At 63.1% G+C, this 18,740-nt stretch carries 11 protein-coding genes; 5 read left to right on the top strand and 6 right to left on the bottom strand.

Going from position 1 to position 18,740, the window contains the following annotated elements; all coding sequences use genetic code 11:
• Positions 1–101: 101 nt before the first annotated feature.
• The gene (locus tag PTZ19_RS10115; RefSeq protein ID WP_276354144.1) at positions 102–6,920 is read right to left on the bottom strand and encodes a WIAG-tail domain; all 6,819 of its coding nucleotides are present in this window, start codon (positions 6,918–6,920) and stop codon (positions 102–104) included.
• 160 nt (positions 6,921–7,080) lie between these two features.
• On the opposite strand from PTZ19_RS10115, the gene asd reads away from it, so the two are divergent.
• Positions 7,081–7,869 carry an archaetidylserine decarboxylase gene (asd, locus tag PTZ19_RS10110; protein ID WP_276354142.1) on the top strand — a complete coding sequence of 263 codons (789 nt, stop codon included), beginning with the start codon at positions 7,081–7,083 and terminating at the stop codon, positions 7,867–7,869.
• Between the two features lie 95 nt (positions 7,870–7,964).
• On the opposite strand, the gene PTZ19_RS10105 is transcribed toward asd, so the two are convergent.
• Complete coding sequence (locus PTZ19_RS10105) at positions 7,965–9,590, bottom strand: helix-turn-helix domain-containing protein (protein ID WP_276354140.1); 1,626 nt, start codon at positions 9,588–9,590, stop codon at positions 7,965–7,967.
• 151 nt (positions 9,591–9,741) lie between these two features.
• On the opposite strand from PTZ19_RS10105, the gene PTZ19_RS10100 reads away from it, so the two are divergent.
• Together PTZ19_RS10100 and PTZ19_RS10095 are read left to right on the top strand one after the other, a co-directional pair.
• The gene (locus PTZ19_RS10100; protein WP_276354139.1) at positions 9,742–10,971 is read left to right on the top strand and encodes an outer membrane protein assembly factor BamB family protein; all 1,230 of its coding nucleotides are present in this window, start codon (positions 9,742–9,744) and stop codon (positions 10,969–10,971) included.
• Positions 10,972–10,973: 2 nt separating this feature from the next.
• On the top strand, positions 10,974–11,843 hold the full coding sequence (locus tag PTZ19_RS10095; protein WP_276354138.1) for an alpha/beta hydrolase: 870 nt from the start codon (positions 10,974–10,976) through the stop codon (positions 11,841–11,843).
• A gap of 63 nt (positions 11,844–11,906) precedes the next feature.
• Here PTZ19_RS10095 and PTZ19_RS10090 read toward each other — a convergent pair whose 3' ends face one another.
• Positions 11,907–12,692, bottom strand: coding sequence for a helix-turn-helix domain-containing protein (locus PTZ19_RS10090; RefSeq protein ID WP_276354137.1), 786 nt, complete (start codon positions 12,690–12,692; stop codon positions 11,907–11,909).
• A gap of 158 nt (positions 12,693–12,850) precedes the next feature.
• On the bottom strand, positions 12,851–14,365 hold the full coding sequence (pdxR, locus tag PTZ19_RS10085; protein ID WP_276354136.1) for a MocR-like pyridoxine biosynthesis transcription factor PdxR: 1,515 nt from the start codon (positions 14,363–14,365) through the stop codon (positions 12,851–12,853).
• A 140-nt stretch (positions 14,366–14,505) separates the two neighbouring features.
• On the opposite strand from pdxR, the gene PTZ19_RS10080 reads away from it, so the two are divergent.
• Positions 14,506–15,129, top strand: coding sequence for a pyridoxamine 5'-phosphate oxidase family protein (locus PTZ19_RS10080; RefSeq protein WP_276354135.1), 624 nt, complete (start codon positions 14,506–14,508; stop codon positions 15,127–15,129).
• A gap of 135 nt (positions 15,130–15,264) precedes the next feature.
• Entirely contained in the window at positions 15,265–16,563 is a 1,299-nt protein-coding gene (locus PTZ19_RS10075; protein ID WP_276354134.1) for an aminotransferase class I/II-fold pyridoxal phosphate-dependent enzyme, read from the top strand.
• Between the two features lie 77 nt (positions 16,564–16,640).
• On the opposite strand, the gene PTZ19_RS10070 is transcribed toward PTZ19_RS10075, so the two are convergent.
• Positions 16,641–17,903: an ABC transporter permease gene (locus tag PTZ19_RS10070; RefSeq protein WP_276354133.1), complete on the bottom strand. Its 1,263-nt coding sequence runs from the start codon at positions 17,901–17,903 to the stop codon at positions 16,641–16,643.
• The gene (locus tag PTZ19_RS10065; RefSeq protein WP_276354132.1) at positions 17,896–18,726 is read right to left on the bottom strand and encodes an ABC transporter ATP-binding protein; all 831 of its coding nucleotides are present in this window, start codon (positions 18,724–18,726) and stop codon (positions 17,896–17,898) included. The genes PTZ19_RS10070 and PTZ19_RS10065 overlap by 8 nt, the downstream gene beginning before the upstream one ends.
• Positions 18,727–18,740 lie beyond the last annotated feature (14 nt).

Here is an 18,740-nt window from a genome sequence, read left to right as displayed (position 1 = left end):
AAGCGCAACGGCGTATGTACGGCCATGAGAATGGCCTAACGGATAAAAAAACCGGTCCCCCGCGGAAAGCGGAGGACCGGACGAAGATTGGCGGGGCGCAATTACCGGCCAATGGCGACCCACTGGATCGTGCCTTGCGGCTCCGGTCCGAGGCGGGTTCTTAGAATTTGGATGACGGCTTCGTTTTCCTTTTTGGATCGTACGAAGCAGCAACAGGAGGGGTGATCCGACATCGCAAAAATGACGTAGGAAGCGTCGGTAAACGGGGCGGCGAACGGAACCGTCAATTCGATGGCTTCGACGGCGCCCTGAAAGGCGTATTCCATGTTCCCATATTGCAAGGAGACGCCGGGAATCTGCGCGGCGACCGGCATGAAAGCCAAATGGCCAGGCGTCACGGAGCCGGCGGCCAGCTTGGATGCGTCGATGGATCCGTCGGTCAGTTTAGAACCGTCGATAGAGCCGTCGCCCAGCTTAGAACCGTCTATGCAGCCGTCAACCAGCCTGTAATCGTCGACAGCGTCCTCTGTGAACGGAATTACAGCAACGGCGTCAATCTCCGGCTCGGAAATGACCGACTTCTCCGATTCGATCTTGGCTTGCGCTGCAAGTTGCTGGGCCTCCGCCAAAATTTGCCGCACCTCAGGCGCCAACTTCGCTTCGGTTACGACTCCGTCGGCGAGTTTCGCCTCACTTACCACGCCGTCGGCCAGCTTCGCTTCGCTTATCGCGCCGTCGGCCAGCTTTGCCTCGCTTACCGCGCCGTCAGCCAGCTTCGCCTCGCTTACCGCGCCGTCGATCAGCTTCGCTTCGCTTACAGCGCCGTCGGCGAGTTTCGCCTCACTTACCACGCCGTCGGACAGCTTCGCTTCGCTTATCGCGCCGTCGGCCAGCTTTGCCTCGCTTACCGCGCCGTCAGCCAGCTTCGCCTCGCTTACCGCGCCGTCGATCAGCTTCGCTTCGCTTACAGCGCCGTCGGCGAGTTTCGCCTCACTTACCACGCCGTCGGACAGCTTCGCTTCGCTTATCGCGCCGTCGGCCAGCTTTGCCTCGCTTATCGCGCCGTCAGCCAGCTTTGCCTCGCTCACCGCGCCGTCGGCCAGCTTTGCCTCGCTCACCGCGCCATCGGTCAGCTTCGCCTCATTCACCGCGCCGTCGGCCAGCTTCATCTCGCTTACCGCGCCGTCGGCCAGCTTTGCCTCGATCACCGCGCCGTCCGCCAGTTTGGCCTCGCTCACCGCGCCATCGGTCAGCTTCGCCTCGCTCACCGCACCGTCAGCCAGTTTGGCCTCGCTCACCGCGCCATCGGTCAGCTTCGCTTCGCTTACCGCGCCGTCGGTCAGCTTCGCCTCGCTTACCGCGCCGTCGGCCAGTTTTGCCTCGCTTACCGCGCCGTCGGCCAGCTTCGCCCCGCTCACCGCGCCGTCAGCCAGTTTCGCCTCGCTCACCGCGCCGTCGGCCAGCTTCGCCTCGCTCACCGCGCCGTCGGCCAAATTTTCCGACGTTACCGCCTGGTCCCCCAAATGCATGGTTCCGATCGACTTCGGAATCAGATGAGAGGAACTGACGCTGCGTACCGCAAGCTTCTCCCCGCTGACCGCCCCAGGCGCGAGCTGCCGAACGGCGACGGCTCCTTCCGCAAGCTTTTCGCGCGTGACGCTCCCCTCGGCCAGATGAACCGCGCCGACGGCACCTGCCGCCAGCTTCCGGGAGGTGACCGCCTCATCGGTCAACCGTTCCTCCGATACGGGGGCGTCGTTGCGTTCCACGAAAGCCTTCAGCTCGTCGTTCAGTTTCGCAAACGCGATGCTGCCGTCGGCCAAGCGGGCTTCCGTGACAGCTCCCTCAGCGAGTTGAGCTTCTCCAACCGAGTTCGCGGCGATTTTCTCGCTCGTGACGGCCGAATCGGCCAGCTGCAAGTTCCCGATCGAACCGACGGCCAGCTTCGCGGAGGTCACCGCGCCATCCGTCAACCGATCCTCTCCGACGGGGGCGGCCGCCATCGCGATCGTATTCGCCAGTTCCGGATCCAGTTTTCCGATCGTAACGGAGCCGTTCGCCAGATGGGCTTCCGTGACCGACCGCGATTGCAGCTCCCGATGTCCTACGGCCTCGGCCGCGATTTTGCCGGCGGTCACCGCTTGCGCGGCCAGGTGGACGGAGCCGACCGATTCCGGCACCAACTTGTCGGAGCCGACCGAGCGATCCTGAAGCCGGTCCGGACCGGCCGGCGTGTTGGCTAGCGCGACGGCTTCGGCCAGCGTGGGATCCAGCTTCTCGAAAGTGACGGCTCCGTCCGCCAGCACCGATTCCGTGACGGCCCCCGAAAGCAGGTGACGGGTGCCGACCGAACGCTCGCCGAGCTTCGTTCCGGTCACGGCACCGTCGGCCAGCTTCGCTTCGCTTACCGCGCGATCCGCCAACTTCGGCTCGCTCACCGCGCCGTCCGCTAGCTTCGCTATGCTCACCGCACCATCCGCCAGCTTCGCTTCGCTCACCGAACCGTCCGCCAGCTTCGTCTCGCTCACCGAACCATCCGCCAGCTTCGCCTCGCTCACCGCGCCGTCCGCCAGCTTCTCCCCGCTTACCGCGCCTTCCGCAAGCTTCGCCTCGCTCACCGAACCGTCCGCCAGCTTTACCTCGCTCACCGAGCCGTCCGCCAGCTTCGCCTCACTCACCGAGCCGTCGGCGAGCTTCGTCTCGCTCACCGAGCCGTCCGCGAGCTTCGTCTCGCTCACCGAGCCGTCGGCCAGCTTCGTCTCGCTCACCGAGCCGTCGGCCAGCTTCAGCTCATTCACCGCGCCATCCGCCAGCTTCGTCTCGCTCACCGCGCCATCCGCCAGCTTCTTCTCACTCACCGAGCCGTCGGCCAGCTTTGCCTCGCTCACCACGCCATCCGCCAGCTTTGCCTCGCTCACCGAGCCTTCCGCCAGCTTTGCCTCGCTCACCGCGCCTTCTGCCAGCTTCGCCTCGCTCACCGCGCCATCCGACAGCTTCGCCTCGCTCACCGCGCCATCCGCCAGCTTTACCTCGCTCACCGCGCCGTCCGCCAGCTTCGCCTCGCTCACCGAGCCGTCGGCCAGCTTCGTCTCGCTCACCGAGCCTGCCGCGAGCTTCGTCTCGCTCACCGAGCCGTCGGCCAGCTTCGTCTCGCTCACCGAGCCTGCCGCGAGCTTCGTCTCGCTCACCGAGCCGTCGGCCAGCTTCGTCTCGCTCACCGAGCCTGCCGCGAGCTTCGTCTCGCTCACCGAGCCGTCGGCCAGCTTCGTTTCGCTCACCGCGCCGTCCGCAAGCTTCGCTTCGCTCACCGCGCCGTCCGCCAGCTTCGTCTCGCTCACCGAGCCTGCCGTCAACTTTGCCTCGCTCACCGAGCCTGCCGTCAACTTCGCTTCGTTCACCGAGCCGTCCGCAAGCTTCGCCCCGCTCACCGAGCCGTCCGCAAGCTTCGCTTCGCTCACCGCGCCATCCGCCAGCTTCGTTTCGCTCACCGAACCGTCGGCCAGCTTCGCCCCGCTCACGGCCCGATCGGCGATCCGCGCCTCCGTGACGGCGCCGGCCGCGAGTTTGGCGGCGGTGACCGCCTCATCCGCCAGACGTTCCTCCCGAGCGGGGGAAGCGAGGTCGGCCAGCAGCTCCCGCAGTTCCGGCTCGAGCTTCGGGGCCGTCACGCTGTCTTCCGCCAGCTTCTCCGTCGTGACCGCGCCGTCGGCCAATCGCTCCTCGTCGACAAGGGACGCCGCGAACGCCAGCGTCTGCAGCACGGCGGGCCCCAGCTTCTGGGCGGTCACGCTTTCGTTCGCCATCGTCCGGGTCGTAACGGCCCCGTCGGCAAGTTTGCCTTCCTCCACGGAGCCGTCCTGCAGCTGAATGGCTCCGACCGAGCCGACCCCGAGCCGTTCCGAACCGATCGGGAGATCCGCCGCTTTGGCCCTTTCGTACAAATCCGGAGACAAGTGGGACAAGGTGACCGTCCCTTTCCGGAGGTGATACCCGTGGACCGAATCCGGCTTCAGGTGTTTGCCTCCGACGCTTTCCGGCGCCAAATGTTCGGTCCCCACGCTGCCGATCGAAATTTTGTCCGACGTGACCGCCCTTTCCGCGAGTTTGGGGGTCGTGACGGACTCATCCACCAGCGTCCTCTCGGTGACGCTGCTGTCGGTCAGATGCTGCGGCAGCACCGCGCCGACGCCCAAATGCCGGGCATGGATCGCGTTCGACTCCACATGGTCCGGGCCGACGGTTTTCTTGGCCAGATGGACGCCCGTTACCGCCTCCTCCGCCAGATGGCCGCTGTTTACGCTGCCGGGGGCGAGGTGCGAGGAATCCACGGCCCCCTCGCTCAGATGGAAGTCATGGACGCTGCCGACGCCCAAATGGCAGCTGAGCACGGATTGGGGCGCCAAATGCTGGCTTTCCACCGCCTCCGAAGCCAATTTGGAGGACGTCACCGATCCGTCCGCCAACGCCCCGGAAACTACGGCTCCCTCCGCGATGGCGCGTCCGGTCACGCTGCCGTCCGCCAGATGCGCGGACCCGACCGCCTGCTTCCGGATCTGGAGGGCTCCGACCGCTTCGTTGGCGAGAATTCGGTCGGTGACGGATCCGGGCTTCAAAGCGGACGTCCCGACGGAGCCGTCTTCGAGTTTCGGCGCCGTCACGCTTCCGTCGGCCAGTTTCGCCGCGGTAACGGCAAAGTCCGCCAATTTATCCGTCGAAACGCATTCCGGCGAGAGCTTGAGCGAAGTGACCGCATGGTCCGTCAAATGATGCGGAAGCACCGAACGAACGGCCAGATGCCGCTCCCCGACCGCGCCGGACGCGATCGTCTTGTCGGTGACGGACTCCGGCTGCAGCGCTTTGGTTCCGACCGAATCTTCAGCCAAATGCTCCTCCTTCACGATGCCCGGTTTCAGATGGCGGCTTTCCACCGCTTTGTGGGCGAGCGCGCCCGCCGTCACCGACTCGATCCCGAAGTGGATCGGACGGATCGCGCCTACGGCCAGCTTTTCCGAGGTCACGGATTCCGGGGCCAGGTGCCCCGATTCGACGGCTTCCGGAGTCAAATGCCGGCTCTCGACCGCTCCGTCGGCCAGATGGTCGCCCAGTACGGACGTTTCCGCGATCTGTTCCGCCGCGACGGATCCTGCCGACAGATGGCTTCGTTTAACGGCGTTCGGAGCCAAATTCCCGGAGTCCACGGCACCCTCCTGCAAATGTTTCCTCCCGACGCTTCCATCCGCCAGATGCGTCCCTTCGACCGCTCCCGGGGCCAGATGCCGCCGCTCCACCGCGCCGTCGCCCAGTTTGTCGGCGGTCACGCTGCCGCGGAACAAGTGCCGGGCCAATACCGCTTCGTCGGCGATTTTGGCGGAAACGACGCTTTGATCCGCGATTTTCGTCGAGGTGACGGAATGGTCGACGAGTTTAATCGTGGACACCGACTGCTCCGCCAATTTGGCGGCCGTGACGGTATCGTCGGCCAGGTGCCGGGCCTCAACGGCTTTTTCGGCGAGATGGCGGCCGGACACCGCCTCCGCCTGCAGATGAGCGCCGGTGACCGCGCCGGCTGCCAGCTTGTTTCCCGACAAAGCTTGATCCGCCAATTCCCGGCTTCCCACGGCCCCTTCCGCGAGGTGATCCGACCGGATCGTCCTCGGGGCCAAGTGCTTTCCCTGCACCACCCCCGGCGCCACGTGATCGGCCAGGATAAGCCCTTCCGCCAAGTGCTTCGATTCCACCGCGCCGCCGGCGATCAATTCTCCCGTGACGGAGCCCGCCCGGATTTTCGAGGTGGTGACCGCACCGTCCGCCAGCTTGGAAGTGTCGATGACTTCGTTGGCCAAGTTCTCGCTTCGGATCGTTCCGCTGCGGATTTTCTCCGCGGTGACGGCTTGGTCCTGCAGCAGTTCGGCGGTGATGACCGACAGGCTCAAATGTTTGGCCGTGATCGAACCTTCCGCGATTTTATCCGAACTGATCGTCCGATCCGCCAGTTTCTCCGAAGTGACGCTGCCGTCCTTCAGTTTTTCCGAGGTGATGGACCGATCCCTGATTTTTTGCCCCGAGACGGAGTTCTTGATCAAATGGTCGCCGGAGACCGATTCCGGTGCCAGCTTGGTCGAAGTCACCGAGCCGTCCGCCAATTTGATGGCGGTCACGGCGAAATCCGCCAAAGCGTCCGTGACGACGGATTCTCTGCCCAGCTGACGCGGGCCGATGGTGTAAGGCGCGATTTTGTCCCCGGTCACCGCTCCGTCCGCCAAATCGTCCGTATACACGATCGGAAGCGGTTTGGAAGGCATACGTTTTTCCTCCAGCCGAGACCGGCGCTCCACCGCGGCGGTCGCAGCCCTTGTTTCTTCTGCCGAGGGGGCCGGCGACTCCGTGACCGTTTCCTCCCGATTCAAAGGCAAGGCGATCGGTTCGTCCTTTGCCGGTTCCGCGATCGCGGCCGGCAATTCGGGTTCGGCTTTCGTTTCCTCCAGGGCGGTGGAAGCGGCGAGTTCCGCGATCCGGTCGGTCTCTTGCGGGGAAGATACGAATTCTTCCCGAACGGAGCCGTGCACGGCGGAGGACACGATATCCTCCCGATCGGAGCCGCGCTTCGCCGAGGATTCGCCCAGCGCGGACGGAGGCTGGGCCGAACTCCACACCCCCGGCCTCGTTTTGTTTCCGGCTTTGGCGGCCGAAGGGGTCTTGCGGCCCCTGCGTCCGTCTCCCCATGCCGGGCCTGCGGCTTGATCCTGCTCCGGCGCTTCGGGTTTCTCGACATTCGCCGAGGAAGCCCCGAGAATCGAAACTTGCCGGGCTTCTTTCTTGCGGATTTCGTCCAGCAGTTGGAGCTCGAGCGTGTTCGGGTTGTCGACGATATAGGATCGCCTGCGGGATTGTGGCGCCTTTTTCGGTTTGTCCTTTCTCATGTCCTTCTCCTTCCCCGTATTCAAGTCTGGAGTATCATATGCATATACCCATAGGCACGCCACGAGGATGGGCGCCGCTCGGTCTATTGCACTTTGCCCGCCGTTATGGCACACTAATCCAATCGATAAGAACTCAAGCGATAAAGGAGTGGCCGGCCCGATGACTCGCCGACTGCTGCGCGCGATGACGGAACTGTCCTCGCGCAAATTCGTGTCGCGGCTGACGGGATCGTTCGCCAAATCGGCCTTCAGCCGGCGGCTGATCCCGCGGTTTGCCGCCACGTATCGGATCGCCGTGGAAGAAGCGGAGAAACGGCTGGAAGAGTACGGAACGCTGAACGAATTTTTCACCCGCCGCCTGAAGCCGGGCAGCCGGCCGATCGACGAGGCCGTAGATACCCTGGTCAGTCCGGTAGACGCCCGGATCACTGCCTGCGGACCGATCCGAGACGGCCTTCTACTGCAGATCAAAGGACAGGATTACACGCTGGACGAGCTGTTGAACGGCTCGCCCCGCACGCGCCAATACCGGCACGGTTATTATTGGGTGCTTTATCTCAGTCCGACGGACTACCACCGCATCCATTCCCCTTGCGCGGGCGAGATCGTGGAAACCGAGCATGTTCCCGGGAAAGTGTACCCGGTTAACGAATTCGGACTCACCTTCATGCGGCGCGTCCTGTCCCGGAACGAGCGGCTGGTTACCTATATTCGCCACGAAGGCGGCGAGCTGGCCGTGGTGAAGGTCGGCGCACTCAACGTCAGCAGCATCCGCTACGTGGAACCGTTGCCGGCACGCCTCGGCCGGGGGGACGAGCTGGCTTACTTCGAGTTCGGCTCCACCGTCGTTCTGTTGACCGAGGACGGGACCGTGGAACCGAGAACGGACCTGAAAGCCGGCGACACCGTCCGAATGGGGCATCGGCTGGGGACGTTGGCTCGGAAATGAAACGCGCAGCAAAAAAGAATCCCGGTATCCGCGATCCGCTCGCGATTACCGGGATTCTTATGTAGCCGTTAATATAGATCCATTTTTTTATCCGATTACGCCATCGTAGCAATCAGCTGCTCCAATTTCCGGATCACATTCTCTTTGTCTCGGCTGAACGGATTGATCCGCTCCCACAGCTCTCCATAATATTCCTGAAACGCCCCGACGATCGTCCCTTCCGAAATCGTCAACAGATCTACCGAATCGGCCGCTGTCCCGGATTTCGGCGGCACGCCGATCATGATCGTGTGGTCGCCCTTCACTTCCCACTCCGCTTCCCCGAGCAATCCCAGCTGTTCATCCGTCACAAGAGCGATCTCGAACTTTTCGTAAGCCGTCAACAATCCGATCAGATGCCGGAGATGGGCCGCCGCTTCGCCGCCCATGGGACGCAAGAAGTAATTGTGCGGGTGTGCGCCCGTGCCGGCCAACTGTTCAAAGACCCGAAGCGGATACATGTGGCACATGCGATAAGCGCGAATATCCCGGTAAAAAGATTCAACCGCCGCGCGAATACGCCCCATATGCGCCTCCTGCTCCCGCACGTCCGGTATCGATCGCTGCACGTACTTCGCCATCAGATCAAGCGGCACCGTCAAGTAACTGATGTCTCTATAACATAACAGGTGATCGCCCCCTTTGCCGTCCTTCGCCGCGTTTAACAGAAAGTAAGACTCCATATCAAGCTTGCGCACGAGAGGTTCGGCGCTGTGCAACATCTGCCGCACGAACGGACCGATCGTAGGCGCCGCCTCCGCCTCATCGATATACAGCGCCGTTTCGATCTCCGTCCCGCTCGTCCCGGCAAAACATAACAAAGCCCCGTGCCCGCTCGCCTGAATGATCTCGAACGGCGGCTGATGCACCCCATATTTGTGCATGTAATACAGCGCGTATTCGCCCCGTTCGTTCGCCCAATCCATAATTTGCGTCACGAGCCGCAGCGACCGCTCCAAATTGCGGGTGAGCCGGCAGATTTGGCGAATGTTCCAGCCTCGCTCCAGCGCCTGCCGGATGGCCGCATGCCACTCCCCATACAGATCAGGCTGATTGTCAAAATGCTCCCGTTCGCTCTGCAGCGTAAAGCAGATTTCGCGTTCCCCGGCCTGCCCGTCCGCCTGTACCGCCGCCCGAATCAGGTTGACGGCCGCGAGCAGCACGCGATCGCGGCCGACCACGACGCGCGGTAAACCACGCTCGGCCGGTATCATCGGCGCTTGCGGCCGGGTGCCTGCCGGCGGCGCCTGTCGATGAAGCCGCGTCAGCAGCTCCATCACGTGCGTCGTCCGTTCGTCGGAATGATTCGTTCTTCGCGCGGCAACATCGAGCATCAACGTGTGGCGTTGCGCCTCCCGCAGTACCCGCTCCACGCGCTCGATTGCCGGAATCGTCCGAGCGGCGGTTTCGCCGGCCAGCCCCGTTCGCTCCTCCAGCATCGTCAGTACGGTCAACAGCGCAGCGCGCGATGCCGAACGAAAATCCCGATCAAGTCCATCCGTGAGCGCATGCGAGATTTGCGGAATGTACGCCGCGTGTAATGCCGGCGTCCGTTCGCCCCGTATCCAGCGCCGCACATACGATGCATCGATATTCAACGACTTGGCCAGACGCGCCGCCGACCATTCCCTTGCTTGCAAGAGCTCCGCCAAACAATCGCCGAATTTTACCCGGTTATCCATCTTGAATCCCCTTCAAGCCAATCTTTGGATGTAATTACCATAACAAGCGGAAGGCAGACTTGTCGAGGCCAGTTCTGTCCTGTCCTGCTCCACAATGGGGAGAGTTCTTTTATACTGGGCTACAAATCCATACAAAGAAGGGGATACTCTCATGGGCGGGAAATCCAAAATCGCCGCATTTGGTATGACATTGGCATTCGCCGCGGCGTTGGCAGGCTGTTCGGCGGGCGACTCACGGGCCGGCGGCTCGCCGGCGGTCAACTTTCGGGGCGACGCCCGCCATACCGGCGTTTATGCCACGAATGGGCCGGCGCGGTTCAGTCACATCAAATGGTCGTTCGCGACCGGCGGCCGCATTCGCTCCTCACCGGTCTACGACAACGGCACGATCTTCGTCGGGAGCGACGACAACCATCTGTACGCCGCCGACGCGGAGACCGGCAAGCTAAAATGGAAGTTCGGCACCGGCGGTCCCGTCTCCTCCTCGCCGGTCGTCCGGGATGGCGTCGTTTATTTCTTGAGCGGGGACGGCAATTTCTATGCAGTCAATGCCGCAACCGGCAAGCAGCGCTGGAAGTTCGTTGCAGGCGGGACGAACGGACCGCGCGACGTATACGACTTTTGGCTTTCTTCCTCGGCCATCGACGGCGATACCGTCTACTTCGGCGGCGGCGGCGGAACGTTCTATGCGCTGGACCTTGCAAACGGCAAGCTGCGGTGGAAGCGCGAGCTGCATTTTCAGAACCCGGACACCTACAAAGACTACCCCGTCACCCTGCACTCTACGCCTGTCGTAGACGATGGAGTCGTCTATGTCGGTACGCAAGGAATCATCGAGAAATTGCGCACCGAACCCGGCAACATCGTTGCGCTCGATGCGAAGACGGGGGAACAACTGTGGGCGTCCCCGCTCATGCAGGCGGCGGATCCTTCGCCGGCGCTCGACGACAACGCGGTGTATGCGGCTGGACGGAATTTTCCGCTTGTCGCCCTCGATCGAAAGACGGGCAAGATCTTGTGGTACTCCACCGGACTCCAATATACGATGTCGTCTCCGGCGGTGCTGAACGATACGGTTTATATCGGAAGTTCGGACCAGCATGAGCTGTTCGCGGTCAGTACGAAGGACGGTGCCGTGAAGTGGAAGTACGAGGCGCTCGCCGCCATCCATTCATCGCCCGTTACGGATGGTAAGCGGATTTATTTCGGCTCAGGCGACTCTTATCGCGATGACAACGGGTATGTGTACGCCCTTGACGCGAAGACCGGCGAAGAAGTAAGCAAACTGCAGGTTGGCGGCAACGTCTTCTCCACGCCGACCCTCCATGAGGGCGTTCTGTACGTGGGCAGCGAAGACCACAATCTGTACGCGGTGAATTGACGATGAGGAGAAGGATGGCGGCGGCAACCGTCATGATCTGTCTGTTCTTGAGCGGATGCGGAGATCGCTCGGCCCATCGGCCGGTTAGCGCGTCTTATCTGGATACCGTCGATATCGACAGCCAGGCGTTGGGGAAAATGAAACACGCCGCGGTGTATGTCCCGCCCGGTTACGACCCCAAGCGCGAATATCCGGTTCTCTACGCGCTTTATGGGTACGGAGGAACGCGCGACTCCGTTTTCAGCCTGATGGGATTGAATCGGGTTGCGGACCGTCTGATCGCGGAAGGGAAAATAAAGCCGCTTCTCATCGTATCGCCGGACTACGGGCAAAGCTTCGGGGTCAATACGACTCCCGGCCAAGGCGTAAAGCCGCCCGGCGTCGACGAAGGCCGATACGAAGATTATTTAATCAAGGAGCTGATCCCGCAAATCGACCGCACGTACAGCACCCATTCGCAGAGAAGCGGCCGCATGTTGGCCGGATTCTCCATGGGCGGGTTCGCTTCGCTCTATCTCGGGTTCCGTCATGCGGACCTGTTCTCGCGCGTCGGCGGCCACAGCGCCGCCATCTGGGATTACGGCGCCGAAGACGATTATATCGACCAGCGCGATTGGCTGTACCCGAGCGAACCGTTGCGCAATGAGCGCGACCCGTTCCGGCTTGCGGTCAGCCGCGATCTGAGCGGAATCGCCGTCTATCTGGATGCCGGGGCCGAGGACGGGTTGGCCGGCGTGGACGAAAAGTTGTACCGTCTGCTCCGGCAGACCGGCGTTGCCGCCGAATGGCATACCTGGCCCGGCGGGCATGCCGTCTCCTATTGGACGGGACATTTCGCGGACTACTTGCAATTTTATGCCGGACAATCATAGAAGGGGGCCGGCCAGCCCCCTTCGCTTTTTGCGCGTTTGCTTATCGATCTGCCGCCGACGTTTTCAACGGATTTCCGAAGGGCTTTTGCCCGTGTACTGCTTGAACTGCCGGCTGAAGAAGAAAATGTCCCGATAACCCAGCGCGTCGGCCACCTCGGTCACGTTCATGCCCGCATGCGTCAGCAAATGCTGCGCCCGCTCGATCCGGCTGCGGATCATGTACGTCTGGACGGACTCGCCGATCAATTCCTTGAATTTGGTCGAGAAATAACGCGAAGACAGCCCGGCCCGGGCCGCCAGCTCGTCCACCCGGTGGGCGGTGCCGGGATGCTGCCGGATAAAGTTCGCCACTTCGTGGATGCTCTCCGTCAGTTGGTTGCTGGCTTTGCGCTCCACCGGCTCTTCCCGGTCCTGGCGGAGAAGATGGATCATCATCAGCTTCAGGAGGAGCCGCGCTTCCTCTTCCGCCGCGAACGTGCGCACGAGGAACAACCGGACGTAACGGGCCAGCAGGAACTCGAAGTCGATCGAATCCTCGATGACGCGGTACCGCTCGGGCACCTCCTCTACCTTTTCCGTGACGTTGAAATGGATATAAGTCAGGGTAAGGGGCTTTTGCGGATTGTGGGTGGCCGTCGGATGGTCGCCCGGGCGGAACAGGAAGCAGCTCCCTTTGCTCACGGGATAGGCCCGCTCTCCCAGCACGACCTCCCCTTCGCCGTTCCATACGTAGAACAAATCGTAGTTCTCCATCGCCTTCGGGCGTTTCTGCCATTTCCAGCCCGGCTCGCACGAGATTTTGGCGAACGAAGGCGTAAGCACGAACGAAGACGGTGCCGCGTTCAGCATGTTCGTCATCCTTCCCCTTGAACAGGATCCCCCAAAAGTGACGCGAAACTAAGCAGCCTATACCGATTACTTTTGGGGGAGCCCCCGGTTAATATCCACAAGAAATTGCATCACATTTCTCCTAATCCTTAAACAAAAAGACTTCGTCGTCTCCATCGTTACAGCCCCAGCGAATCCGCCGCCCGCCGAATGCGCGCGACTCCTTCCCCGATCTGTTCTTCGTCCAAGTGGGCAAACCCGAAAATGCCGGACGGCGGACTGCTTCGGGGATCAAGCCTGTACAAGCCCGCGTCCTTCCATTCCACCCCGAAGCTTCGGCAAGCTTGTCTCAGTCTCTCATATTCTACCTCATTTTTCCTCCAAACGGCATACAGATGCAGCCCTGCATCCGAAGGAACGACGCGGAACCATTCGCCAAGCTTCTCCTCCATCAGGCGGCGCAGCGTTCCTTGCAGCCGGCCGTAAATCCTTCTCATCCGCCGCATGTGGCGGTCGTAACCGCCTTGAGCCATCCAAACGGCGAGCGCCCGCTGCTCGGTCAGCCCCGTGGGATGGGGTTCGTACAGCCGCTTGGCCGCAACGAATGCGTCCCGCAGGGCCGAGGGAACGACGGCGAAGCCGATCCGGATGTCCGTCCGCAACGAACGGGAAAACGTGCCCACGTATACGACGCGGTCCTCGCGGTCCAGCGACTTGAGCGGTTCGATCGGCCGTCCGCCCCAGCGGAAATCGCTGTCGTAATCGTCTTCCACGATCCAGGCGCCCCGCCGCGACGCCCATTCCAGCAGCGCCAGGCGCCGCTCGTAAGCCAAAACGGCCCCGGTCGGATATTGTCTCGTCGGCGTGACGAACAGCACGTCGGCATCCCAATCCCGCGGCACGATGCCGCCGTCGTCGACCGCCCCGGCTGCGACAGCCGCCCCCGCCGCCTGCGCCGCCATTCGGATGCCGGTATACCCCGGGTCTTCGGCCACCGCCGTCCTCCCCTTCTCCAGCAGCAATTGGGACAGCAGTGCGATCGCCTGCATCGAACCCCCGGTGAGCACGACGTGGCCGGCGTCGCACAGGATGCCCCGCTCCCGCCGCAGGCGGCCGGCAATGGCCCGGCGGAGCTCGAGGCTTCCCGCCGCGGGCGCAGAAGGCGGCTCCCTGTTCCCCTTGCTGCCGGGCCAGACGGAGGCTACGGCCGACCGCCATTCCGCCCAGGGAAACCATCGTTCTCCGATATTCCGGGGGACGAAGCTGAGCGGAGCTTCCTCCATCTCTGCGCCTGGCAAAGAAGTGGCCGGTACGTACCCTTCATCCGATTCGTCCGTTTCATCCGATTCGTCCGATCCGCCGATTTCCATGAGGCGTCGGCCCCAGGCGGACAAATCCGGTTGCGCGGCAGCCGTCCCTCCCGGGATCCGGGCGGCCGTTCCCGCCGCCCCCGCGGCGAAGGTGCCTTGTCCGACGCCGGTTCGGACGTACCCTTCCGCCGCCAGCATTTCGTAAGCGAGATTCACGCTGCCTCGGGACAGACCGTACATGGCCGCCAGCGCGCGGGTAGACGGCAGCTTCTCCCCCGGAGGGAGAAGCCCGCCCGCGATCGCGTCCCTCAGCGCTTGGTACAGCGCCATGTGTTTGCTTCCGCATTCCGCGAGCCTGGCCTCATACGCGATCGGCAGCGCCATTCGGTCTTCCTCCTTAGCGTGAAATGGTCTATTGATTTTACTCTAAATTGGATCTTTTCATATGTCAATTTCAGTTTTACACTGTACGTCAATCGACGCCATCCATACGTGAACGGCGGGATCGACAAGGGGGACTGGCCATGAGAAGAAAAGAGTTCGAAGTGGAGAACCGCGAGGAAATCGAGGCGTTTTTGCGGGAAAAGCACGACGGGGTGTTGACGTTCCGGGGGAGCGACGGGTGGCCGAAAGCCGTGCCGCTGAACTTCGTCTACCATGCGGATGCGATCTATTTCCACGGCAGCAAGGCAGGCGAGAAAATGCGCGGGCTGGCGGATGATCCGCGCGCCGAATTCGTCGTCTACGAAGCCCACGCGTTTATTCCGTCTTATTTCTCCGATCCCGTGAGAGCTTGTCCGGCGACGGTTTTCTTCCGTTCCGTCCGGATCCGGGGAACCGTCAGCCAAGTCGAGGACCTGCAGGAGAAAGCCGGGGCGCTCGGCGCGCTGATGGCCGCCATGCAGCCGGAGGGGGGCCACGCGCCGATCGACGCGGCCGACCCCAGATACGTTCCGGAGCTGAAAGGCGTGGGGGTGCTGCGGCTGGATTCCGAGTCCGTCTCCGGCAAATTCAAATTCGGGCAGAACATGAGCGGCAAAAAGCGGGAAGGCGTACTGGCCGGATTGGAAAACCGGAATTGGCCCGGCGACCCGGAAACGATGGCGTGGATCCGGGCCAAGGCGCCGCACGATTCCGCGGGCCGATAAGCCGTTTATCCGGAATCCTCCGAATTGCCATTCCTTTTCCTTTCCCGGTCGATGACGCTCCCGGTCCATTCGTGTATAATAGCGATGACCAATCGTTTCTAGAGACCGAATCGAAATTTTGGAAGGAAGGAAGCCATGAATCCCCTCGCCCAGCAGTTGAACGAAACCATTGCCCATGAGCAGCCCCGCGTTTTCGAAATGCTCTCGAAACTCGGCCGGGCCATTTACTTTCCGAAAATCGGGATCCTGAGCCAGTCCGCGGAGGCCAAGCAGAAGGCGAAAACGTACAACGCGACGATCGGCATCGCGACGGAGAACGGACAGCCGATGCACCTGGAAGTCATTCAGGAAACGTTGTCCGCCTACGAGCCGAAGGACATTTACGAATACGCGCCGCCCGCGGGCAAACCCGAGCTGCGCACGGCTTGGCGCGACAAAATGCTGCAGGAGAACCCGTCCTTGGCCGGCAAGCGGTTCAGCCAGCCGGTCGTGACCAACGCGTTGACCCACGGCCTCAGCATCGTCGCCGATCTGTTCGCCGACGAAGGCGACGCGGTGATCCTGCCGGATAAAAACTGGGAGAACTACGAGCTGACGTTCGGCATCCGCCGCGGCGCGGTCATGGTGGAATACCCGCTGTACGACGCCGACGGTTCGTTCAACGCCGCCGGACTGCGGGACGCGCTGCTGGCGCAGAAAGAGCGGGGCAAGGCGATCGTGCTGCTGAACTTCCCGAACAACCCGACCGGCTATACGCCCGGAAAGAAGGAGGGCGAAGCGATCGTCGCCGCGATCCGCGACGCCGCCGAAGCCGGCATCAACGTCGTGGCCGTCACGGACGACGCGTACTTCGCGCTGTTCTTCGAGGATTCCCTGCACGAATCCTTGTTCGGACGCCTGTGCGGGCTTCACGAGCGGGTGCTGCCCGTGAAGATCGACGGCGCGACGAAGGAAGAATACGTGTGGGGCTTCCGGGTCGGCTTCATCACCTATGGGGGAACCTCCGACGCTTGTCTGGCCGCCCTGGAGCAGAAGACGCTCGGCATCATCCGGGCGACGATCTCCAGCGGGCCGCATCCTTCGCAGACGTTCGTGCTGCGGGCGCTGAAATCCCCGGATTTCGCCGATCAGAAGGCGCGGAAATACGCGATCATGAAAGGCCGCGCCAATCGGGTCAAACAGCTGCTTGACAGCGGGAAATACGGAGACGATCTGATATACTACCCGTTCAACTCCGGCTACTTCATGTGCCTGAAGCTTGACGTAGACGCGGAAGCGGTGCGGCAGCTGCTGCTGAACGAATACGAGGTCGGCACGATCGCCCTCGGCGGCACCGACCTGCGGGTCGCGTTCTCCTGCATCGAGGAGCCTGAACTCGAGGACCTGTTCGACCGAATCCACCGCGCCGTACTCGACGTGCGGGCCGGGAAGTAAGGGAGATTCGAAGAAGGGGGCTTTTGCCCAAGCCGCGGTCGCTTGGGCAAAAGCCCCCGTTTGTTTCCAATCCACCTTCACTCCTCGTCGTCCTCACGCGGTTTGGCCATTCGCCTTGGGATCAGCCAACCGTTCCACAGCAAGCCTGCCGCCAGCATCGCCCAGCCGACCCAACCGACGTCTGCGCGATACGGAACGGCGGCCAGCAGCCACAGTACGGCGGCGCCGGCCATGCCGGCCGCTCGGGCGGTCCCGGCCGCGGCGGCTTTGCGGCCGCTCGGATCCAGCGGCAGCGATTCCGTCGGCGCGGCCAACCGATAACCGGCCAGCTCTCCGAGCTGGATGCCGCCGATGGCGGCCCCGATGCCGTATGCGATCCAATCGGCGGCCGGATGGTTCGCGGCGATCAGGATCAAGCCGATCACCGCGTTCCACCAGAGCCAAGCGCCGAACGTTTCGCCTCTTAGAAACGTCTTGGCGTACAAGAAATGCCAGGCACGCCCGCGCCCCCAAGGCAGGCGGTCCCCGATCCAGGCCGCCCAGCGTCTCGGCTTCGGCCTGGCCGCTTCGGAAGGCACGTCCACGAACCAGCCGAGAAACCGCATCCAGCGGCGGCGGGCCGCCTCCTCCTCCGCGATCAGCTTCTCCCACGGCAGCGCCTGCCGCTTCGGGATCCGCCAGCACGCGGACACGAGCGCCGCGGCTGCCGCGGCGAAACCGAACGCCGGCAGCGGCGAAGCATTCACCAGCGCCCAAGCGGCCAATAGCGTCAACGCGAACCTCGCCAGCCGAAGGAGCAGCCTCGCGTCCCCGCGCACGGTCTGCCTCTCTATCCAGCCCCCGCAAGCGTTCCAGGCGCCCAGCGCGGCCAGCGCCAAGCCTAGCAGCCAGAGCGGCCTGCCGGCCGCCGCCGCTTCCGTCGCGGGCGCGCGGACGTACAGCGGCAGGAAAACCGCGTACGCGGCCAAAGCCCGCAGCGCGCCGGAACGTATCGCCCGGCGGATCGTCGGCCGCAAATACGTCCGCATGACGGAGGACTCCATCGGCAGCATGAACACCGTATCGGCCCGTCCCAAATACGTCCGCAGCGGCGTCCAGACCGAGACCGCCGCGATCGCCGCTGCTCCCGTAAGCCCGGCCGGCAAGTCCGGCGGAACGTCCCGCAGCAGGTTCCCGTAACCGATCGCGAACGCGAAGAAGACGGCCGAGACGAGCAGCCCAAAACCGCTTTGGGCCACATAGCGGAAGTACGGGAACACCTCGGTCCGGAAAGCGGAGGCGCGGCTGCGCTTCAGCGAGAGGAGCGGCTCCCGCTGCCGGTCGTTCCGTCCGTCAGACACGGGACGGCCCTCCTTCGGCGGCCGAGCCTCGGGTTTCGGCCTTCACCACCAGGGTCTCGAACGCGTCGTCCAGCGAGGCGTCCGCCGAATCGAAGCCGGCCTGTAACTTCACGTCCCGCGGCGTTCCCCGGGCGATGATTTCGCCACGGTGCAGCACCGCCAGCCGGTCGGCCCTCCGTTCCAGCGCCGGCAGAATATGCGAGCTGAGCAGAATCGCGCAGCCCGCGTCACGCGCCTCTTCCAAGGCGCCGAGCAAGCCCCGGATGGCGAGCGGATCCAGCCCCAGCAACGGTTCGTCGATGATCAGCAGCGGCGGGGCGACGAGCAGCGCGCCCATCAGCATCGTTTTCTGCTTCATTCCTTTGGACAGCGTGTCCGGCAAAGCGTCCAGCGCCTCGGACATGCGGAAAGCGGAAGCCAGCTCCGCCGTTCTCCGTTCCGCGGCTTCCTTGTCCATCCCGTACGCGGAAGCAGAGAAGCGAAGATGCTCGCGCACCGTCAGATGGGGGAACAGCATCGGATGCTCCGGCACGTAAGCGCAGGATTGGCGATACCGGTCCCGATCTTCCTCCAGCCGGACGCCCATTACGCTCACTTCTCCCGAATGCGGCGTCATGAGTCCGAGCACGTGGCGAATCAACGTGCTTTTGCCCGCGCCGTTCAGGCCGATCAAACCGACGATTTCCCCCGCCCGAACCTCCAAGGAAACGCCGTGGAGAACCGGCTTTCTCCGGCTGTATCCGCCCGTCAGGTCCGTTACCCGCAGCGTGGCTTCGGTCCGCCCTTCCTGAACCAACTCGCGATCTCCCCTCTCGGTATCCATTCGTTCTTTCCATT

Origin of the sequence: Cohnella caldifontis, assembly GCF_029360585.1 — a bacterium.
Taxonomy (GTDB): Bacteria; Bacillota; Bacilli; order Paenibacillales; family Paenibacillaceae; genus Cohnella; species Cohnella caldifontis.
Note: the sequence above shows the minus strand (reverse complement) of the source record. Positions and strands in the feature narration are given on the sequence as shown.